Source organism: Pseudoduganella aquatica, assembly GCF_009857595.1.
GTDB classification, from domain to species: domain Bacteria; phylum Pseudomonadota; class Gammaproteobacteria; order Burkholderiales; family Burkholderiaceae_D; genus Rugamonas; species Rugamonas aquatica_A.
Map to the genome: position 1 here is coordinate 24,005 of NZ_WWCU01000046.1, position 18,940 is coordinate 42,944.

The window sequence follows — 18,940 nt, forward strand, 5'->3', positions numbered from 1 at the left end:
GTTGGACGGGCAGCCTAGCTGGCTGCTCCGTCAATTAGAGAAGTGTCGCGGCGCTTAGTTCCGCGAGTTTGAGGTTCAGGCGACTTTAAGCACAAGTTTGCCGAAGTTTTTGCCTTCGAACAGCATGGTCAATGCTTGCGGGAAGTTTTCCAGGCCTTGCACCACGTCTTCCTTGCTCTTGATCTTGCCTTCCTTCAGCCAGCCCGCCAGCGCGGCCACGCCCAGGTGGTAGCGGTCGGCGTAGTCGAACACCACCATGCCTTCCATGCGGGCGCGGTTGACCAGCAGCGACAGGTAGTTGGCGGGGCCTTTTACCGGCGTGGTGTTGTTGTATTGCGAGATGGCGCCGCAGATCACGATGCGCGCCTTCATGTTGATGCGCGTGAGCACCGCGTCCAGGATGTCGCCGCCCACGTTGTCGAAATACACGTCCACGCCTTGCGGGCAGTGTTCTTTCAGGCCGTCGCGCACCGAGCCGGTCTTGTAGTCGATGCAGGCGTCGAAGCCCAGTTCCTTGACCACGAAGTCGCATTTCTCTTTGCCGCCGGCAATGCCCACCACGCGGCAGCCCAGCTGCTTGGCCACCTGGCCCACGGTCTGGCCCACGGCGCCGGCCGCGCCGGACACCACCACCGTTTCGCCGGCTTTCGGCTGGCCCACTTCCAGCAGGCCGAAGTAGGCCGTCATGCCGGGCATGCCCAGGGTGTTCATCCAGGTGGTCAGCGGCGCGAGCTTGCTGTCGATCTTGAAGAAGGACGCGGTCTTGTCGGTGGCCGCGCCTTGCCAGTAGGCCTGCACGCCGATGCCGCCGGAGACCACATCGCCCACCGCGAATTTGGGGGACTTGGAGGCCACCACTTCGCCCACGCCGCCGGCGCGCATCACTTCGCCGATGGCCACCGGGCGGATGTAGGATTTGGCGTCGTTCATCCAGCCGCGCATGGCCGGGTCCAGCGACAGGTACAGCGTCTTGACGGTGATCTCGCCGTCGGCCAGCTCGCGCAGCGCTTCGGCCGCTTGCTGGAAGTCGGTGTCTTTCGCCATGCCCACGGGGCGGCTGGCCAGGCGGAATTGCAGGTTCTCCAAGGTCATTTGTATGTCTCCAGATAGGTGAGGTTCTTAACTGCTTTGCTAACTATAGCGCAGAATTGAACGACCGTGCTATTTTTAAAATTCAGGGCGCGGCCGCGCAAGCGTGCGACAATAGCGGGTTGATATTCGTCTAACCTTACAAATTGACATGACGCATCCAGAATACATCCTTACTTTATCCTGCCTGGACCAGCGCGGCATCGTGCATCGCGTGTCGGGCTTCCTGGCTGAACACGGTTGCAACATCATAGACTCCGCGCAGTTCGGCGACGCGGAATCGCAGCTGTTTTTCATGCGCGTGCATTTTTCGCGCGACGAGCCGGGCGTGAGCGACGAGCAGCTGCGCGCCGATTTTGCCCAGCTGGCCGAGAGCATGAAGCTGGACTGGCAGCTGCGCGACGCGCACGCCAAGCCGCGCGTGATGCTGATGGTATCGAAAATCGGCCACTGCCTGAACGATTTGCTGTTCCGCTACAAGAGCGGCCTGCTGCCGGTGGAGATTCCCGCCATCGTGTCCAACCACATGGACTTCTACCAGCTGGCGGCCAGCTACAACATTCCTTTCCACTACCTGCCGCTGGCGGCCGGTGCGACCCAGGAGGCCAAGCTGGCGCAGGAAACGCGCATTATCGAGCTGATGGACAACCACCAGATCGACCTGGTGGTGCTGGCGCGCTATATGCAGATCCTGTCGCCGCAGCTGTGCGCGCGCCTGAAGGGCAAGGCGATCAATATCCACCATTCCTTCCTGCCGAGTTTCAAGGGCGCCAAGCCATATGCGCAGGCACACCATCGCGGCGTGAAGCTGATCGGCGCCACGGCGCACTTCGTCACCAGCGACCTGGATGAAGGCCCTATCATCGAGCAGGACGTGGAGCGCGTGGACCACTCCATGGACGCGGACACGCTGTCGGCCATCGGCCGCGACGTGGAGTGCGTTGTGCTGGCGCGCGCCGTGAAATGGTTCGTCGAACACCGCGTGCTGCAGAACGGCGCCAAGACCGTCGTCTTCAAATAACCCTTTAGAATTTAGTGAAGTAAGCAATGGCACTCAAGGCAACAATCTACAAAGCAGAACTATCGATTGCGGACATGGACCGCAATTACTACGACACGCATGTGCTGACGCTGGCGCGCCATCCGTCCGAGACCGACGAACGCATGATGGTGCGCCTGCTGGCGTTCGCCATCCACGCGCACGAGCACCTGACCTTCACCAAGGGCCTGTTCGACGTGGACGAGCCGGACCTGTGGCAGAAGGACCTGACCGGCGCCATCCAGCTGTGGATCGAAGTGGGCCAGCCGGATGACAAGAAGCTGCTGAAAGGCGCGGGCCGTTCGGAGCACGTGGTGGTGTACAGCTACAACGCCACCAGCCATATCTGGTGGAAGGCGCTGGCGAACAAGGTGGAGCGCGCGAAGAACCTCAGCGTGATCAACCTGCAGTCCGAGGCGACCGAGCAGCTGGCCAAGATGGCCCAGCGTACCATGCAGCTGCAATGCACCATCCAGGACGGCCAGATCTGGCTGACCGACGGCGCCGACACGGTGCTGATCGAGCGCGAAACCTTCAAGGACGAGCGCTAACCCGCCGGCACTGTGGCACAATAACTGCATGCACCGCTTTCTGTTCGGATTGCTGCTTCTCCTCTCTGCGGGCGCCGCCTCGGCGCTGTCGCATGCCGAAGTCATGGCCGGCGCCGAGCGCCAGTATCGCGGCTATCTGCGCGAGCTCCAGGCCCAGCACCAGCTGGATTCCGATCCGGTTTTCCACGAACGCGTGCAGCGCATCGTCAAGCCCCTGATCGCGCAGGCCATGCACGACTATCCCGAATCGGCCGGCTGGCAATGGGAAGTCCACACCACGCCGGAAGGCGACGACAATGCCTATGCCATGGCGGGCGGCAAGCTGCTGGTCAGCCGCGCCTACGTGGACAAGCTGCTGCTCGGCGACGCAGAACTGGCCATGCTGCTGGCGCATGAGATTGCGCACGCCGTGCTGCGCCACAATCTGCTGGAGTACGAGGAAGCCATGCGCCTGGAGCCGGCGTGGCGCGAGCGTCCCTTCGCCGAGCTGGAGGACGCGGTCGACAACGACTCGGCGCTGATGCGCAAGCTCGCGCCGCTGGGCCTCAAGCAGGAGGCCGAGGCCGACCGCGAAGGGCTGAAGCTGGCCTGGCGCGTGGGCTGGCCAGGCGCGGCATTGGCGCGCTACTACCTGAAGCTGGTGCGCGCCAGCCACGCGCCCAATTTCGAGCAGCACGTCCATCCGGCGCCGTCCCAGCGCTGGAAGGCGGCGCAGGAGCTGGCCGGCATCCTTGAAGCAGCGGGGCGCTAGCTAATGTATAATTTCGCACCATGCAAACGAGATTGACCAAACGGTGGAAACACCAGGCGCTGTGGATCTGGATCGCGCTTACCGCGGTGCTGATGAACGCGCTCGCGCCGTCGATCTCGCACGCCATGGCCTACGCCGAGGGCAACCCGGCAGCCTTTGAAATCTGCCGCGCCGACAAGAGCAAGCCGCTGTCGCTCTCTTTCCTGCAGCTGGAGGACGTGGGCGGCAAGAAGGCCATGTCCATGGGCGAGGATTGCGGCTATTGCCTCAACCACGCCGGTACGCTCGGCATGCCGCCTTCGCTGGTGTCCGGCCTCCCATACGCCGCGCCGTCCCGGCTGCACCCATTCCTGTTCTATCGCGCACCGCAGCCGCTCGCGGTGTGGTCGGCCGCGCGCCCGCGCGGGCCGCCCGCGCAAGTCTGATACTGCTTTACACCTGCGCCTTAGTGCGCATCCCGTAATCGTTTCAGAGGTAGATATGAAAACCACTTTCTTTACCGGCGCGGCCCTGGCATGCGCGCTGCTGTTCTCCACCGCCTGCGCCCAGGCCCAGGTCACCGTCAAAGATCCCTGGGTGCGCGCCACCGTTCCCGCCGCCAAAGCCAGCGGCGCTTTCATGCAGCTGCAGTCGGCGCAGGATGCGCGCCTGGTGGCGGTGCGCTCCAGCGCGGCCGGCATGGCCGAAATCCATCAGATGGGGATGGAAAACAATATGATGAAAATGCAGCCGGTCGATGGCGTGGACCTCCCGGCCGGCAAGACCGTGGAGCTGGCCTCCGGCGGCTACCACATCATGCTGATGCAGCTGAAACGCCAGCTGAAAGAGGGCGAAACCGTGCCGCTCACGCTGGTGGTGCAGAAGAAGGACAAGAAGCTTGAGACCATCGAGCTGAATGTGGCCGTGCGGCCGCTGACCTATTCCGCCGCGAAGTGAGGCCCGCCATGAAGAAAACCATCTTATGCGCCGCCCTGTTCGTGGCCGCGCAGGCGCAGGCCCACGTCACGCTGGAGCAGACCACCGCGGTGGCGGACAGCTACCAGAAGCTGACCTTCCGCGTCGGCCATGGCTGCGACGGCAGTCCGACCAAGTCCATCACCGTCATGCTGCCGGAGGCGGTGACGGGCGCCAAGCCCATGCCCAAGCCGGGCTGGAAAATCCGCACCGTGGAAGGTCCGCTGTCGGTGCCGGTGGAGTCGCACGGCCGCAAGATAGCCACCTCCGTGCGCGAGGTGACGTGGACCGGCGGCCCGCTGGAGGACGCGTATTTCGACGAGTTCACCATGCAGGTCAAGTTGCCGGCCGAACCGGGCAAGCAGTATTTCAAGATAGTGCAGCAGTGCGTGAAGGGTAGTGTGGCCTGGGATGAGCTTCCCGGCGAGGCTGGCGTCAAAGTCAAGGCGCCCGCACCCATACTGAACGTCCTTCCGGCCGAAGGCCCCGTACACCAGCACTGAGAACGCCATGAACAATTTGAAATGCAAGCCGCTGGCAGTGATGCTGGCGGCGATGGGCGCTGCTGCGTCCGTGATTTGTCCTGCGCACGCCGATCATGCCGTGGTCACCGTGAACGGCGGCCGCCCAAGCTCGCTGCCGACGCAGATTCCCACCACCATAGAAGGCATCACCGGCGCGCAGGTGGAGGACCGCATCAACGCCAGCGACAGCGAGGACGCGCTGAAATACCTGCCCAGCCTGAACGTGCGCAAGCGCTACATCGGCGACTATGACCATGCGGTGCTGGCCAGCCGGGCGTCCGGCACCGGCAACAGCGCGCGCTCCATGGTGTATGCGGACGGCATACTGCTGTCCAACCTGCTGGGCAACGGCGCCACGTACACGCCGCGCTGGGGCCTGGTCACGCCGGAGGAAATCGAACGCGTGGATGTGCTGTACGGGCCGTTTTCGGCTGCATATCCGGGCAACTCGGTGGGCGCGGTGGTGGACTTCCAGACCCGCATGCCGACGCGCCTGGAAGCGCACGTCAAGCTTTCCGGCTACGGCCAGGGCTTCAAGCAGTACGGCAGCGATACCCATCATTACGGCAAGCAGGGCAGCGCCTCCATCGGCGACCGCCAGGGCGCGTGGTCGTGGTGGTTGGATGTGTCGCGCCTGGACAGCAACGGCCAGCCCATCGCCTTCGCCAACAAGCTGCTGTCGCAAGGGACGGTTGGCGGCGGCGGCGTGCCTGTGACGGGCGCCATCGCAGACCGCAACCCGGCCAACAAGGACTGGCTGATACTGGGCGCCACCAACCAGATCCATACTGTGCAGGACCACGCCAAGGTGAAGCTGGCTTACGACGCGTCGCCGATACTGCGCGCCAGCTACACGCTGGGCTGGTGGAAGAACGATGCGGAGCGCTCGTCGCAATCGTATCTGCGCGACGCGGCAGGGAATCCGGTCTACCGGGGCGACATCAATGTGGGGGGCGTGAAATACAGCCTGCTGCCGTCGGATTTTGCGCCCAGCCGTGGGGATCTTGAACACGTCATGCACGGCTTCTCGCTCAAGCAGCACAGCAAGGGCGAGTTCAGCTGGGAAGTGGCGGCCAGCCTGTACGACTACGCCAGGGACCGCGTGCGCACCCCCACGGTGGCGGTGCCGGACCTGAATACGAATGGACAGGGCAACATCACGGACATGGGCGGCAGCGGCTGGAATACGCTGGCGCTGAAAGGCACGTGGCGGCCGGGCGTGGACGCACAAGGCGGCGCGGCGCCGCATGTGCTGGACTTCGGCGTGCAGCGCGACAGCGCCAAGCTGCGCACCCGCGTCTTCAGCAGCGCCGACTGGATAGGCGCCGGCGATGGCAAGCACGTGTCCACCTTCAACGGCGAGACGCGGCTGGACAGCCTGTATGCGCAGGACACCTGGCGCATACACGAACTGTGGAAAGCCACGCTGGGCTTGCGCTTCGAGCGCTGGCAGGCGTTCGGCGGCGAAATATCGAATGCGGCGGGCTTGCTGTATTTCCCGGGGCGCTCGGAAAGCAGCTGGTCGCCCAAGGCGGCGTTGGCCTATCGCGCGTCCGAGCTGTGGACGCTGAAAGCCTCCGCCGGCCGCGCCGTGCGCAATCCCACGGCGGCGGAACTGTTCCAGGGCTCCATCGTGGACGGCAAGATCATCAACACCGATCCCACGCTGCGCGCCGAGCGCTCGTGGACCAGCGAGCTGACCGCCGAGCGCATGCTGGACCATGGCAGCCTGCGCGCCACCGTGTTCCACGAGAACACGCGCGACGCGCTGTATTCGCAGGCCTTGACGCCCACGGTGAACACGGTGCAGAACGTGGGCGAGATCCGCACCACGGGCCTGGAGCTGTCCTACCAGGCAGACCATGTGCTGGTGCACGGCCTGTCGCTGACCGGCAGCGCAACCTACGCCGATTCGGAGATCGTCCGCAACGCCAGGCTGCCGGCCAGCGTGGGCAAGCGGCAGCCGCGCGTGCCGGACTGGCGCGCGACGCTGCTGGCGTCCTACCACCTCGGGGACAAATGGACCACCAGCCTGGGTGCGCGCTACAGCGGGCGCCAGTACGGCACGCTGGACAACAGCGATCCGAACGGCGCCACCTACACCGGCGTGTCGGACTATTTCGTGGCCGACCTGCGGGTGCGCTACCGTTTCTCGCCCCAGTGGACCGGTGCGCTCGGTATCGACAACCTGAACAACCGCAAGTACTGGGCCTTCCACCCGTACACCCAGCGCACGCTGATCGCGGAACTTAAGTTCGACCTGTAAGTTCCCCTCGCCCGGCCACTGGCCGGGCTTTTTCTCCCTTGCTTGAGGCCGGTCAAAGCCGGTACCGGTAGCGCGGCCGTGCTCCGGCGCGGCGACCTAGAATCAGGCCATGAAGGCCAAGCACGATACCGGATACAAGCAGCTGTTTGGGCATCCTGAGCTGATGCTGGACTTGTTGCGCGGGTTTGTTTTCTACCCGTGGGTCAAGAACCTGGATGTATCCGCGCTGGAGCGCATCAATGCCAGCTATGTCGGCAGCAACGGCGAGCAGCGCCATGACGACATGGTGTGGCGCTTGCGCGTCGGCGGCCAGTGCATCTATGTCTACCTGCTGCTGGAATTCCAGTCGACTTGCGATTACTGGATGGCGCTGCGCATGCAGGTCTATACGGGCTTGCTATACCAGGATCTCATCAAGCAGCACAAACTTGGCCGGCGCGGCAAGCTGCCGCCGGTATTGCCCATCGTGCTCTACAACGGCAGGCGCCGCTGGAGTGCAAGCCACACCCTGTCGGGTTTGAGATTGCCGCAGCCCGAGGGCTTGGCAGCCCTTCAGCCGGAACTAAAATACCTGTTGATAGATCAAAACAAGGTGGCGACTACGCTGGATGATACCGAGCGCAATATGGTCGCGGCGCTGTTTGCCCTGGAGCGCTCGCGGTCGCGGCAAGCTTGCGTGGAAGTCCTGAGGTCGCTGGCCAGATGGCTGCAAGCCGGCAGCACCGAGCCTTTCCGCGACAGCCTGCTGCGCTGGTTGTCCGGATGTGTTCAGCGCAAGGAATATATGACGGACTTTGTGCCTGATGAGGAGATTGTCATGGGGAATTTGACTCTGGATGAATGGACCGCGTCTATCGTTCGTGAAGCGAAGCAGACGCGCAAGCGCGAGCGTGCAGAGGCCAGGGCTCTCGGACTGGCGGAAGGTAAAGCGGAGGGTAAAGCGGAGGGTAAAGCGGAGGGTAAAGCGGAGGGTAAAGCGGAGGGTAAAGCGGAAGGGTGCGCGCTGGGCCGGGCGGAAGCGCTGCGGCAGATGGTGGCGCGGCTGCTGGTGCGGCAGGCCGGGACGGTGCCGCCCCGCCTGGCGGCGCGGATCGCCGCTGCGCCGGCGCCTCAGCTGGATGAGTGGATCGAGCGCCTGCTCGACGGCGCCGCCGCGCAGGACGTGTTCAACACCAAATAGTGCAGCCCGGCGGGGTGTGCGCCTGCCGGGCTGGAGTGATCTGCGCAGGATTATTGCGGGCTGCCGCCCAGGCGCTTGACGCTGCCCGAACCCATGATGGATTTGCTGATCTGCGGGTCGCCGTAGTAGCCGATGTCGCCGGAACCGGCCACGCTCAGGCTGAGCGACTGCTTGGCCCACACCGTCGCCTGGCCCGATCCGCCTATGCTCACGGAGGCGTCGCGCGCTGCCAGCTGGCCGATGTTGACCTTGCCCGAGCCGCCTATCGACACCTTGAGCCGCTCGGTGCTGCCGCTTGCCTTCAGGCTGCCGCTGCCGCCCAGCGACACCGACACCGATTCGCTTTCCATGCCGCGCACATTGATGGCGCCCGAACCGCCGACGTCGAATGTCAAATTGGCGCCCTTCAGGTTCTCCGCGTCCACCGTGCCCGAGCCGCCCACGGCGATGCGGTCCATGCTCCTGGCCTGCACGATGATTTTCATACTGCGCGTATCGAGCCGCATATTGCGCTTGACGGGGCGCACGCGCAGGGTGCCTTCCTCCACGACGGTTTCCACCAGCGGCAGGATGTTGTCATCGGTTTCTATGGTCACGCTTTCGGTATTGCCTATGCGTACTTCCGCCTCGCCCGGCAAGGACAGCGCCAGGCCGGTGAAGTGGCCCACGTCGCGCGTCTGCTTGCTGGCCTTGCCGCTGCCTTGCACGCGCTCGCCGTTGGTTAGCCAGCTCAAAGGGCCGGCCTGCACGCTGACGGCCGGCAGCACGATGGCCAGGGCGCTGGCGGCCAGCAAGGTGGTGCTCAGGAAGGTGCGGACGGTCGGTTTGATTGCCATGGTGTGATCTCCTTGTATGATCTGCTTCGATGTTGGAGATAGTACGGAATCGCCGCGGCGGACGCCCCCGCCGTGCGACAGACTGCGCCGAAGGCGGAATAGAATGCATTCCTCCGGGGGCGGCGCGTGCCATGCGGTATCATGGCGGCTGCAACTACATTGGAAATACATGCTTATCATCACCATCAAACAGGGCAAGGAAAAGAGCTTGCTGGCCGGCGACCCCTGGATCTATCCGACCGCCATCGAGCGCGTCGAAGGCCGTCCACAGGAAAAAGGCAAGGCCGGCGCCACCGCCACCGTGCAGTCGTCGTCGCGCAAATTCCTGGCGCGGGCCGCCTACAACGCGCACGCCAAGCAGATCAGCGCCCGCGTCTGGACCTTCCGTGAAGACGAGCCGGTCGACCACGCTATGATGAAGCGCCGCGTCAAAGCCGCCATCGCCAAGCGGGCCGCCGCCGTTGCCAAGCTCGGACCGGAAGACCTGATGCAGCTGATTAACGCCGAAGAAGACGGCCTGCCCGGCCTGGTGGTGGACTATTACGGCGGCGCGGCCGGCTTTTTGCTGTGCAGCTTCCAGTCCGGCGCCGCCGACGCCTGGAAAGTGCCCATCGTGCAGGCCTTGCTGGCCGAAACCGGCTGCCCCAATGTGTTCCAGCGCGCCGACGAAGACCTGCGCAAGGGCGAGGGCCTGCAGGTGTTTACGCGCGAACTGGCCGGCGTTCCACCACCGCCCAAGTCGGTTGTCAACAAGAGTGGCGTAAAGGTCTACATGGACCTGAAAACAGGCTTTGAATTCCCCAAGCGTCCCGTATAATCTTTCCAGGCGACATTTATTACCCGGAGAGTAGAGTACGATGGACAACCACCAGTCTTCGCAGATCCGCACCCTCAGCTATGAAGAAAACGAAGACCATCCGGTCTTCGGCACCCTGGTCGAGCAGATCCTGCATCTGCTCAATTCCAGGCTGAGCTTCAGCGACATCCTGATCCACCAGAACAGCCCCTTGCTGTTGCGCCAGCCCAAAGGCCTGGTGGCGGTGACGGATTCGCCCATTACGCGCGAGGAGCTGGAGGAATTCTTCGAAGTGGTGGAACCAAACTGGCGCGAGCGCATCCAGGACCGCGCTTTCGACCGCTCCATCGACCTGCACACGGCGCGCATCCGCGCCAACTGCTTCACCTTCCAGGGCAAGAAACGGCTGGGCTGCGTGATCCGCCGCTTCCCCAAGGAACCGCATGCGATGGCGCAGTTGGGCCTGCGCGCCAACGAGCAGAAATTCTCCAAGCTGACCAGCGGCCTGGTGCTCATCATCGGCGACACCTGCCAGGGCAAGTCCACCACCATCGCGTCCATGCTGGACGAGATCAACAAGACCCGATCCGGCCACATCATCACCATTGAAGACCCGGTGGAAACGCTGATACCGCAGCGCCGCTGCATCGTCACCCAGCGCGAAGTGGGCTTCGACGGCGACGTGGAAAGCTTCTACCTGGGCGCGCTGGACGCGCTGCGCGAGCGGCCGGACGTGATCGTCATCGGCGAGATCCGCGACGCGCAGACGGCGCAGGAAGCGCTGGCGCTGGCCGAATCCGGCCCGCTGGTGCTGGCCACGCTGCACGCGCGCTCCACCGAGCTGGGCCTGCAGAAGATGCTGCGCATGCTGGGCAACAGCGAGCCGCAGCAGCAGGCGCTGGCGCACGCGCTGCGCGGCGTGCTGTGCCAGGCGCTGCTGCCGTCGGTGGAGGGCAACCGCTACCACCTGGCCACGGAATGCCTGACCATGAACCCGGAAGTGGCGCGTCTGATCGAGAACGGCAGCATCAACGCCATCCGCGACTGGATGGAAACCAAGGGCGGCGAAGGCTGCCACACCATGAACGCCGCGCTGCGCGTGCTGCTGGGCGAGGGCAAGATCGCGGCCGAGGATGCGCGCAACGCCACCACCGACCGCCTCGGTTTGGCCGTGTAGCGGGCCAGTGCAGCCCCTATGCCACGCAGGGCGGGTTAGCGCGGAGCGCGTAACCCGCCATGCCGGCTAGTCCAGCGGCACGGTGCGATAGCGGTTCACATCGTTGCCGTTCACCGGCGGCGCGTTGTTGCCCCATTCGCTGCGCAGATAGGACACCACGGCCGCCACCTCCACGTCGTTAAGCTTGTGGCTGAACGGCGGCATGCCGTAGGGGCGCGGGTTGCCCGTCGTGCCGGGCGCGAAACCACCATTGAGCACGATGCGTATCGGATTGACCGCCTCGTCCATCAGCAGCGCGCGGTTGCCCGCCAGCGGCGGATAGTGCGGCGGCAGTCCTTTGCCCGTCACACCGTGGCACTCCACGCAATGCGCCGTGTACAGCCGCGCCCCCGCTTCCAGCTGGGCGCGCGCTTCCGGCGCCTGGCTGCGCTCGTAGCGCTCGGCCGCCTCCTTGCGCGGCAGCGTCTTCAGGTACACCGCCATGGCCTTCACATCGCCGTCGCTCAGGTGCTGCAGGCTTTCGCGCACCACCTCGGCCATCGGCCCGAAGACGGTCGCGCGCGGCGACACGCCCGTCTTCAGCAACTGTTCCACATCCTGCTGTGCCCACTCGCCCAGGCCCGCTTCGCGATCCGAAGTCAGCGACGGCGCGTACCATCCCAGCACCGGTATCAGCCCGCCCGACAGGCCGTCGGCGGAGGCGCCCAGCGCGTTGCGCGTGCTGTGGCAGGCGCTGCAATGGCCCAGTCCCTGCACCAGGTAAGCGCCCCGGTTCCAGTCGGCGCTCTGGGCGCTGTCGGTGCGGAAGGCGGCAGGGCGGAAGTACAGCGCGCGCCAGAACGCCAGGCCGAGCTGCTGGTTGTAGGGGAAGCGCAGCTGGTGCGGCTGGTTGGCTTGCTTCACCGGCGGCAAGCTCTGGAAGTAGGCGAACAGCGCGTCCGCATCGTCGCGCGTAATATGGGTGTAGCTGGTGTAGGGGAAGGCCGGGTACAGCATGCGGCCGCCGCGCGACTTGCCGTTGTGGAGCGCGCGCCAGAAGTCGTCCGCATTCCACTGGCCGATGCCGGTTTCCCGGTCGGGGGTGATGTTGGGTGAGATCACGCTGCCGAACGGCGTTTGCAGCGCGCGGCCGCCCGCGTAAGGCGCGCCGCCGCGCGGCGTGTGGCAGGCCATGCAGTCGCCCGCCTTGGCCAGGTAGGCGCCGCGCGCCACGCGCTCGGCTTGCGGCAGGGAGGCGGTCCTGCTCAGCGCCGGCAGCGGGTCGTCGGCCGGATACAGCATGAAGCCGGCGCCGGCCGCCAGCGCCAGTGCAGCGATGGCAATGATGGGCATCTTCTTCATGGCTTGGCCTCCGCAGGAACGCTGCCGCAAGCCAGCGGCAGCGGCAGGGCGATGGATGCGGCCGGGCGGGCGTCGGCGTCGGCCGGCTGCGAGGCCAGCCAGCCGGAGACGGCGGCCACGTCGGCGTCCGGCAGGCGCGCCGTGATCTCGGCCATGCAGTCGGGCGCGTGGGCGCGGCGCATCTTGTTGCGCCAGGCGCCGAACTGCGCATTGATGTAATCGCGCGGCAGGCCGAGCAGCCCCGGAATGGCGGGCGCCACGCCGGTCAGCTGCTGGCCGTGGCAGGCCATGCAGGCCGGCACCTTGAGCGCCGGGTCGCCCTGCTGCGCCAGTACGCGGCCGCGCTCCAGCATGGCCGGCGTTGCCGCGTTCGGCGCGGGCGCGGGGTAGGGCGGATGCAGCTCGGAGAAGTACTGGGCGATCTCGCGCAGATAGGCGTCCGGCAGATGGTCGACCATATACGTCATCATGGGATACTTGCGGCGGCCTTCGCGGAAGTTGACCAGCTGGTTGTACAGATAGCCGGCCGGCTTGCCCGCGATGCGGGGGAAGTAGGCGTCGCTGCGTTCCTTGGCCGCGTGGCAGGCGGTGCAGGCGGCCACGCGCTGTTCCAGCGTGTCGGGCAGGGCTTTCAACGCCGCTGGAGTTGCAGGAGCTGCACCTGCGCGGGTTGCGGCGGCCAGGCCGCAGGCCAGCAGCGCAGCGGCGCAGACTTTCGATAGGGTGGTAGGCATGGCTGTCCCGTTAAAATAGCTTTTGGATGGGAATCAGGGGACAGGATACGCCTGAGTTGCCAAGTTTGACAGGCTCAGATTCGCAATAAAACCAAGGATCAGATTGAAACTGTACGAAGCGCTGGCGCAGGAAATCGAGGACATGGTGGCGCAGCAGGTGCTGCGGCCGGGCGAGCGGCTGCCGTCGGTGCGTCAGCAGCACGCGCGGCGCGGCGCCAGTCCCAGCACGGTGTTCCAGGCCTACTACCTGCTGGAGGCGCGCGGCGTGATCGAATCGCGGCCGCGCTCGGGCTACTACGTGGCGCCGGGCCGCGCGCCGACGGCCGCTCCCGAACCGGAACCCTCGCGGCCGGACGGCGCGCCGCGCAGCGTCGACGTCAGCGAACTGGTGTTCGGCGTGCTGGAGGCGGCCCGCTCGCGCCGGGTGGTGCCGTTCGGCTCCGCCTTCCCCAGCCCGGAGCTGTTCCCCTTGCCCAAGCTGGCGCGCGCGCTGGCCTCCAGCACGCGCCGGCTGGACCCGTGGAGCACGGTGGCGGACCTGGGCGCCGGCAACGGCGAGCTGCGGCGCCAGATCGCGCTGCGCTACCAGCTCGACGGCGCGGCGGTGGCGGCGGACGACATTGTGGTCACCAATGGCGCGCTGGAGGCACTGAACCTGTGCCTGCAGGCGGTGGCGCGGCCGGGCGACACGGTGCTGGTGGAGTCGCCCAGTTTCTATGCGGCCTTGCAGGCGCTGGAGCGGCTGGAGCTGAAGGCGGTGGAGGTGGCCACGCATCCGCGCGAAGGAATGGAGCTGGGCGCGCTGGCCGCAGCGCTGGAGCGCCACCGTCCCGCAGCGTGCTGGCTGATGACCAGCTTCCAGAACCCGCTTGGCAGCCTGATGGCGCCGGATAAAAAGCAGGCGCTGGTGGGCCTGCTGGCGGCGCACGGCGTGCCGCTGATCGAGGACGATGTTTATGGCGAGCTGTATTTCGGCGCGCGCCGTCCCGCGCTGGCCAAGCGCTACGACGCGCCCGGCGCGCAGGGCCTGGTTCTGCACTGCAGTTCGTTTTCAAAATGCCTGGCGCCGGGTTTCCGCGTGGGCTGGGCGGCGCCGGGGCGCTACGCGCGGGCGGTCGAGCGGCTCAAGCTGACCACCAGCCTGGCTGCCGCCATGCCGTCGCAGCTGGCGCTGGCCGAATACCTGGGGCAGGGCGGCTACGACCGCCATCTGCGCCAGCTGCGCGCCGCGCTGATGGGCCAGCAGGCGCAGATGCTTGCCGCGCTGGCCGAGCACTTCCCGCCCGGCACGCGCGTGACGCATCCGGAGGGCGGCTATTTTCTGTGGGTGGTGCTGCCCGAGGGCGCGGATGCGCTGGCCTTGCATGCGGCGGCGCTGGAGCGCGGCATCAGCATCGCGCCGGGGCCGATGTTCTCGGCCAAGCGCGAATTCCGCAATTGCCTGCGATTGAATTATGGGCATCCGTGGAGCACGGAACATGCGGCCGCCATCGCCACGCTTGGGGAGCTGATACGCGGGTAGTATCGCCCTACACTTCCTGTGCGGGTGCGCGGGGACGGGGCGGGCGGCGCTGCTTGGCCGGGCGCTGCGGCGGCAGTGCGTTGCCGGCGGCGATCCAGTGGCGGTACACGCGCAGCGCCACCTGGGCGTCGTCGGCCGCGTACAGGATCTGGCGTTCGCTGAGGCGGGCGCTGGCCCAGTTGGTGGTGGAAATCTTCTTGGACTTTTGCAGTTTCTGGCCAAAGAACTTGGCCACCGCGCTTTTCGCGCCCAGGTCATTGCGCTGGCCGCCGCGCAGGGCCACCGACAGATCGACCACGCGCGCCGGCTCGATGCCGAGCTTGGCGCGCAGGCGCCGCACGTCGTCGGACAGGCCGAAGCCCACTTTCATGGTCAGCTCGGATTCCAGCACCGCCTTCAGCGCGTGCAGGGCGGGCGAGGGCGTGGCGCCGATCTGGAACAGATAGGCAAGCCGGTCAGTGGCAAGCTGGATCAGGTGCGGGCCGTCGGAACTCTGGCCCTTCTGGAAGGTCGGCTTGGACTCGGTGTCGAAACCCACCACGTCGGCCGCCAGCAGGGCAGCCTGCGCTTCTTCCACGTCGGCAGCGGTTTTCACCAGCCGCACTTCAGCCAGCGTAATGCCGATGTACGGGGGGAGTTCGGGCGCCGGCGCGGCGGCGGTGCTGGCCGGGCCGGCGGTGTCGCTCATCAGCCTTTTTTGGAGAACTTGGCCGTCAGCTGGGCCAGTTTGTCCTGGCGCAGGCGGGCCGCTTCTTCGGCGGCGGCAGCTTCGCGCTCGGCCTTCTTGCGGTCGGCTTCCTTCTTCAGGCGTTCTTTCAGGACTTCCTTGGCGTGCTTGCGGTGCACATCGGTCACTTCGGCGCCGGCCGTGCCGTCCAGGTCGTAGCGCACGGTGGCTTTTTCCATCACGCGCAGATAACGCTGCGAGCCGGTGTGGATGCCCAGCGCGGTGCGCATGAGCTTTTTGTCGATGCCTGGCAGCTGGGCCAGGATCTGCTTGTCGATGCCGATCGACAGGGGCAAGCAATCGCGGAATGGAGGGAATTGCTGCTGCAGCTGCTTCAGCAGGGTGCGGGCGGTCAGCGCCGGCGCGGTTTCCGAAGGGGTAACGGCAGCCGCTGGCTCAGGGGTAAGGCTAGTGTTCATCGACATCACAGGTTAAGCAAAGAGCCGCCAGCATATCACGCTGGGGAAGGGAGTGCATTGCCAGATCCGCTAAAATGTTATTTCAACCACAATTTTGCGCGTGCGCGCCGGCCTGAAACGCGCTATAATTGCCGACGCACCAAATGAAGCACGTACTCAGCAGCTCGAAACAGGAAGTGAACATCCCTTGCCAGCTCCGCACTGATACATAGTTGCCAGCCCGTCAATGCGGGCTTTTTTCATTCCAGCACACCTAAGCGCCATCGGACCCTTGCCGGCCCGGGTGGCATTGTTTTCACTACGCGCCGCCGGCCCTTGGGTCTGCTATTGAGAGATATTTGTAATGACGAAAACGCCGAAAACCCTCACGCTGTCCGCCAAAGCCCCACGCAGTTCCGCGGCCCAACTGGCTGTACCTAAGACCACTCTATCTTATGTCATCGACAATGCGCAAGAGGCTGCCGGCAAAGTTACCGTTGTAAAAAAGACGCGCTCCCGCCTGGCCGCCGTCGCGTCCGACATCGTCGAGACGGATGGCGCGGCTGAACTGGCGACCCCGGCGCTGGTGGAAGCCACCGCCGTGGCCGACGTGGCGGCGGAAGAAAAGAAAGCCACCGTGAAGGTGGCGCGCAAGGCCGGCGCCGCTTCGGCCGCCGTTTCGCTGGCCGCGCCTGCCGGTCCCAAGCCGGTGGTGGTGAAAACCCGCGCCGCCAAGAGCAAGATTGAAGCTGCGCCGGTCACCGTGGTTGCGCCGGGCACCGCCCCGGCCGTGAGCCAGGTCACCGACGCCGCCACCCTGGCCACCATCGACACCTCGGGCTACCTGCTGCCGGGCGTGAAGGTGCCGGGCCGCCGTGGCCGTAAGCCGAGCGAATTCACGCCGGAAAACGACGAAGTGGCAGCGCTGAACGCCGTTGAGCGCGCCGAACTGAAAGCCGTGTCCAAGGCGCGCGAGCGCAAGGCCAAGGGCCTGGACGCGCTGAGCACCGAAGGCGTGACCGCCGAGGACCTGGAACGCCGCCGCCTGCAGATCAAGAACCTGATCAACATGGGCAAGGACCGCGGCTTCCTGACCTATGCCGAGATCAACGACCAGTTGCCGGAAAACATCATCGATCCGGAAGCGATCGAAGGCATTATCGCCACCTTCAACGACATGGGCATCGCCGTCTACGAGCGCGCCCCGGACGCTGAAAGCCTGTTGTTGACCGACAACGTTGCCGCCGTGACCAGCGATGACGAAGTGGAAGCGGCCGCCGCCACCGCGCTGTCGACCGTGGATTCCGACTTCGGCCGCACCACCGACCCGGTCCGCATGTATATGCGTGAAATGGGCGCCGTGGCGCTGCTGACCCGCGAAGGCGAAATCGAAATCGCCAAGCGCATCGAAGGCGGCCTGAAAGACATGATCCAGGCCATCTCCGCCTGCCCGACTACCATCGCCGAGATCGTGGCCCTGGCCAAGAAGATTGAAAACGACGAACTCAAGGTGGACGAAGTGGTGGACGGCTTCGTCGACCTGAACGAGGCGAGCAACGCGCCGGCCCCGGCTCCTGCCGCCCAGCACGCCGCGTCCGATGAGGACGAGGAAGAGGAAGAAGAAGTGGAAGAGGAAGACGGCGACGCCAATGGCGGCGCGGCCGGTTTCTCCACCGAGCAGCTGGTGCAGCTGAAAAAAGGCGCGCTGGAAAAGTTCGAAGTGATCGAAGTGCAGTTCGAGAAAATGCGCAAGGCCGCCGGCGGCTACGGTTCGCCGGCCTACAACAAGGCGCAGGAAGTGATTTCCGCCGAGCTGCTGGGCATCCGCTTCACCGCCAAGGTGGTGGAAAAGCTGTGCGACACCCTGCGCGGCCAGATGGAGCAGGTGCGTTCCATCGAGCGCGCCGTGCTGGAACTGTGCGTGAACCGCTGCGGCATGCCGCGCGCCCACTTCATCAAGGTCTTCCCGGGCAATGAGACGGACCTGGATTGGGTGGACGGCGAAGTCGATTCGGCCTACCCCTACAGCGCCGTGCTGGGCCGTAACGTGCCGGCCGTGAAAGAGCTGCAGTCGAAAATGATAGACCTGCAGGCGCGCGTGGCGCTGCCGCTGGCCGACCTGCGCAAGATCAACAAGCAGATGGCTGCCGGCGAGAAGCGCGCCCGCACCGCCAAGCGCGAAATGACCGTGGCCAACTTGCGCCTGGTGATTTCGATCGCGAAGAAGTACATCAACCGCGGCCTGCAGTTCCTGGACCTGATCCAGGAAGGCAACATCGGCCTGCTGAAGGCGGTGGACAAGTTCGAATACCGCCGCGGCTACAAGTTCTCGACCTACGCCACCTGGTGGATACGCCAGGCCATCACGCGTTCCATCGCTGACATGGCGCGCACCATCCGCGTGCCGGTGCACATGATCGAGACCATCAACAAGATGAACCGCATCTCGCGCCAGATCATGCAGGAAACCGGCAGCGAGCCGGATCTGGCCACGCTGGCGGTGAAGATGGAAATGCCGGAGAACAAGGTCCGCGAAATCATGAAGATCGCCAAGGAGCCGATTTCCATGGAAACCCCGATGGGCGAGGACGGCGATTCGCAGCTGGGCGACTTCATCGAAGACAACACCACGCTGGCGCCGCTGGACGCCGCGCTGCACGCCTCGATGCGCAATGTGATCAAGGAAGTGCTGGACTCGCTGACCCCGCGCGAAGCGAAAGTGCTGCGCATGCGCTACGGCGTGGAAATGTCGAACGACCACACGCTGGAAGAAGTGGGCAAGCAGTTCGACGTGACCCGCGAGCGTATCCGCCAGATCGAAGCGAAGGCCATGAGCAAGCTGCGCCAGCCGTCGCGTTCGGACAAGCTGAAGACTTTCCTGACCACGCATTAAGCGGTGGCGGTGGCGGGTTACGCGGGGCGTGCCCCGCTAACCCGCCCTTGTATTATTCCATCTGCCCCGAAAACGGAACGTCGGGGCAGAGCAACTGGATGCCGTACCCGCCCTTGGTCGCCAAGATCGTGATGTAGATTTCGCAGCAGTTGCTCTTATTCC

18 protein-coding genes are annotated in these 18,940 nt (G+C 65.3%); 12 read left to right on the top strand and 6 right to left on the bottom strand.

The features are described from left to right. Positions 1-75 precede the first annotated feature (75 nt). Positions 76-1,092 carry an NADP-dependent oxidoreductase gene (locus tag GTP77_RS26310; RefSeq protein ID WP_161075121.1) on the bottom strand — a complete coding sequence of 339 codons (1,017 nt, stop codon included), beginning with the start codon at positions 1,090-1,092 and terminating at the stop codon, positions 76-78. A gap of 148 nt (positions 1,093-1,240) precedes the next feature. On the opposite strand from GTP77_RS26310, the gene purU reads away from it, so the two are divergent. The 8 genes from purU (at position 1,241) to GTP77_RS26350 (ending at position 8,354) form a co-directional block, all read left to right on the top strand. Further along, positions 1,241-2,110, top strand: a complete 870-nt coding sequence (gene purU / locus GTP77_RS26315; protein WP_161075122.1) for a formyltetrahydrofolate deformylase — start codon at positions 1,241-1,243, stop codon at positions 2,108-2,110. A 26-nt stretch (positions 2,111-2,136) separates the two neighbouring features. After that, positions 2,137-2,679, top strand: a complete 543-nt coding sequence (locus GTP77_RS26320) for a YaeQ family protein (protein ID WP_161075123.1) — start codon at positions 2,137-2,139, stop codon at positions 2,677-2,679. Between the two features lie 28 nt (positions 2,680-2,707). Continuing rightward, positions 2,708-3,430 (top strand): M48 family metalloprotease, encoded by a 723-nt coding sequence (locus GTP77_RS26325; protein WP_161075124.1) that lies wholly within the window; start codon positions 2,708-2,710, stop codon positions 3,428-3,430. Positions 3,431-3,462: 32 nt separating this feature from the next. Next, complete coding sequence (locus GTP77_RS26330; RefSeq protein ID WP_161075125.1) at positions 3,463-3,855, top strand: DUF2946 domain-containing protein; 393 nt, start codon at positions 3,463-3,465, stop codon at positions 3,853-3,855. 55 nt (positions 3,856-3,910) lie between these two features. Beyond that, entirely contained in the window at positions 3,911-4,366 is a 456-nt protein-coding gene (locus GTP77_RS26335) for a copper chaperone PCu(A)C (RefSeq protein ID WP_161075126.1), read from the top strand. An 8-nt stretch (positions 4,367-4,374) separates the two neighbouring features. Further along, positions 4,375-4,887 (top strand): YcnI family copper-binding membrane protein, encoded by a 513-nt coding sequence (locus GTP77_RS26340; RefSeq protein ID WP_161075127.1) that lies wholly within the window; start codon positions 4,375-4,377, stop codon positions 4,885-4,887. A 7-nt stretch (positions 4,888-4,894) separates the two neighbouring features. Next, complete coding sequence (locus tag GTP77_RS26345; protein ID WP_161075128.1) at positions 4,895-7,174, top strand: TonB-dependent receptor; 2,280 nt, start codon at positions 4,895-4,897, stop codon at positions 7,172-7,174. A 109-nt stretch (positions 7,175-7,283) separates the two neighbouring features. Next, positions 7,284-8,354 carry an Rpn family recombination-promoting nuclease/putative transposase gene (locus tag GTP77_RS26350; RefSeq protein WP_161075129.1) on the top strand — a complete coding sequence of 357 codons (1,071 nt, stop codon included), beginning with the start codon at positions 7,284-7,286 and terminating at the stop codon, positions 8,352-8,354. 50 nt (positions 8,355-8,404) lie between these two features. Here the strand turns inward: GTP77_RS26350 and GTP77_RS26355 are convergent, their stop codons facing one another. Further along, on the bottom strand, positions 8,405-9,190 hold the full coding sequence (locus tag GTP77_RS26355) for a head GIN domain-containing protein (protein ID WP_229202380.1): 786 nt from the start codon (positions 9,188-9,190) through the stop codon (positions 8,405-8,407). 169 nt (positions 9,191-9,359) lie between these two features. Here GTP77_RS26355 and GTP77_RS26360 point away from each other — a divergent pair, with 169 nt between their 5' ends. Both GTP77_RS26360 and GTP77_RS26365 read left to right on the top strand, forming a co-directional pair. After that, complete coding sequence (locus GTP77_RS26360; protein WP_161075131.1) at positions 9,360-10,007, top strand: class I SAM-dependent rRNA methyltransferase; 648 nt, start codon at positions 9,360-9,362, stop codon at positions 10,005-10,007. Between the two features lie 40 nt (positions 10,008-10,047). Continuing rightward, positions 10,048-11,163, top strand: a complete 1,116-nt coding sequence (locus GTP77_RS26365; protein WP_161075132.1) for a type IV pilus twitching motility protein PilT — start codon at positions 10,048-10,050, stop codon at positions 11,161-11,163. A 66-nt stretch (positions 11,164-11,229) separates the two neighbouring features. Here GTP77_RS26365 and GTP77_RS26370 read toward each other — a convergent pair whose 3' ends face one another. Together GTP77_RS26370 and GTP77_RS26375 are read right to left on the bottom strand one after the other, a co-directional pair. After that, positions 11,230-12,504: a c-type cytochrome gene (locus GTP77_RS26370; RefSeq protein WP_161075133.1), complete on the bottom strand. Its 1,275-nt coding sequence runs from the start codon at positions 12,502-12,504 to the stop codon at positions 11,230-11,232. After that, the gene (locus tag GTP77_RS26375) at positions 12,501-13,238 is read right to left on the bottom strand and encodes a c-type cytochrome (protein WP_161075134.1); all 738 of its coding nucleotides are present in this window, start codon (positions 13,236-13,238) and stop codon (positions 12,501-12,503) included. The genes GTP77_RS26370 and GTP77_RS26375 overlap by 4 nt, the downstream gene beginning before the upstream one ends. Before the next feature lie 103 nt (positions 13,239-13,341). Here GTP77_RS26375 and GTP77_RS26380 point away from each other — a divergent pair, with 103 nt between their 5' ends. Beyond that, entirely contained in the window at positions 13,342-14,760 is a 1,419-nt protein-coding gene (locus GTP77_RS26380; protein WP_161075135.1) for an aminotransferase-like domain-containing protein, read from the top strand. A gap of 7 nt (positions 14,761-14,767) precedes the next feature. On the opposite strand, the gene GTP77_RS26385 is transcribed toward GTP77_RS26380, so the two are convergent. Both GTP77_RS26385 and GTP77_RS26390 read right to left on the bottom strand, forming a co-directional pair. Further along, a complete protein-coding gene (locus GTP77_RS26385; protein WP_161075136.1) occupies positions 14,768-15,448 on the bottom strand; it encodes a 3'-5' exonuclease in 681 nt (226 codons plus the stop codon). After that, complete coding sequence (locus GTP77_RS26390) at positions 15,448-15,906, bottom strand: ProQ/FINO family protein (protein WP_161075137.1); 459 nt, start codon at positions 15,904-15,906, stop codon at positions 15,448-15,450. Before GTP77_RS26390 ends, GTP77_RS26385 begins: the two co-directional genes overlap by 1 nt. Before the next feature lie 343 nt (positions 15,907-16,249). On the opposite strand from GTP77_RS26390, the gene rpoD reads away from it, so the two are divergent. Further along, the gene (gene rpoD / locus GTP77_RS26395) at positions 16,250-18,778 is read left to right on the top strand and encodes an RNA polymerase sigma factor RpoD (RefSeq protein WP_161075138.1); all 2,529 of its coding nucleotides are present in this window, start codon (positions 16,250-16,252) and stop codon (positions 18,776-18,778) included. Positions 18,779-18,940: the final 162 nt, after the last annotated feature.

Excerpts from the sequence above, each read along its gene's own strand:
- GTP77_RS26360 (WP_161075131.1), top strand. The coding sequence starts at position 9,360 with ATGCTTATCATCACCATCAAACAGGGCAAGGAAAAGAGCTTGCTGGCC.
- GTP77_RS26385 (WP_161075136.1), bottom strand. The coding sequence starts at position 15,448 with ATGAGCGACACCGCCGGCCCGGCCAGCACCGCCGCCGCGCCGGCGCCC.
- purU (WP_161075122.1), top strand. The coding sequence starts at position 1,241 with ATGACGCATCCAGAATACATCCTTACTTTATCCTGCCTGGACCAGCGC.
- GTP77_RS26355 (WP_229202380.1), bottom strand. The coding sequence starts at position 9,190 with ATGGCAATCAAACCGACCGTCCGCACCTTCCTGAGCACCACCTTGCTG.
- GTP77_RS26375 (WP_161075134.1), bottom strand. The coding sequence starts at position 13,238 with ATGCCTACCACCCTATCGAAAGTCTGCGCCGCTGCGCTGCTGGCCTGC.
- GTP77_RS26335 (WP_161075126.1), top strand. The coding sequence starts at position 3,911 with ATGAAAACCACTTTCTTTACCGGCGCGGCCCTGGCATGCGCGCTGCTG.
- GTP77_RS26365 (WP_161075132.1), top strand. The coding sequence starts at position 10,048 with ATGGACAACCACCAGTCTTCGCAGATCCGCACCCTCAGCTATGAAGAA.
- GTP77_RS26340 (WP_161075127.1), top strand. The coding sequence starts at position 4,375 with ATGAAGAAAACCATCTTATGCGCCGCCCTGTTCGTGGCCGCGCAGGCG.
- GTP77_RS26320 (WP_161075123.1), top strand. The coding sequence starts at position 2,137 with ATGGCACTCAAGGCAACAATCTACAAAGCAGAACTATCGATTGCGGAC.
- GTP77_RS26325 (WP_161075124.1), top strand. The coding sequence starts at position 2,708 with ATGCACCGCTTTCTGTTCGGATTGCTGCTTCTCCTCTCTGCGGGCGCC.
- GTP77_RS26370 (WP_161075133.1), bottom strand. The coding sequence starts at position 12,504 with ATGAAGAAGATGCCCATCATTGCCATCGCTGCACTGGCGCTGGCGGCC.
- GTP77_RS26345 (WP_161075128.1), top strand. The coding sequence starts at position 4,895 with ATGAACAATTTGAAATGCAAGCCGCTGGCAGTGATGCTGGCGGCGATG.
- rpoD (WP_161075138.1), top strand. The coding sequence starts at position 16,250 with ATGACGAAAACGCCGAAAACCCTCACGCTGTCCGCCAAAGCCCCACGC.
- GTP77_RS26310 (WP_161075121.1), bottom strand. The coding sequence starts at position 1,092 with ATGACCTTGGAGAACCTGCAATTCCGCCTGGCCAGCCGCCCCGTGGGC.
- GTP77_RS26350 (WP_161075129.1), top strand. The coding sequence starts at position 7,284 with ATGAAGGCCAAGCACGATACCGGATACAAGCAGCTGTTTGGGCATCCT.
- GTP77_RS26390 (WP_161075137.1), bottom strand. The coding sequence starts at position 15,906 with ATGAACACTAGCCTTACCCCTGAGCCAGCGGCTGCCGTTACCCCTTCG.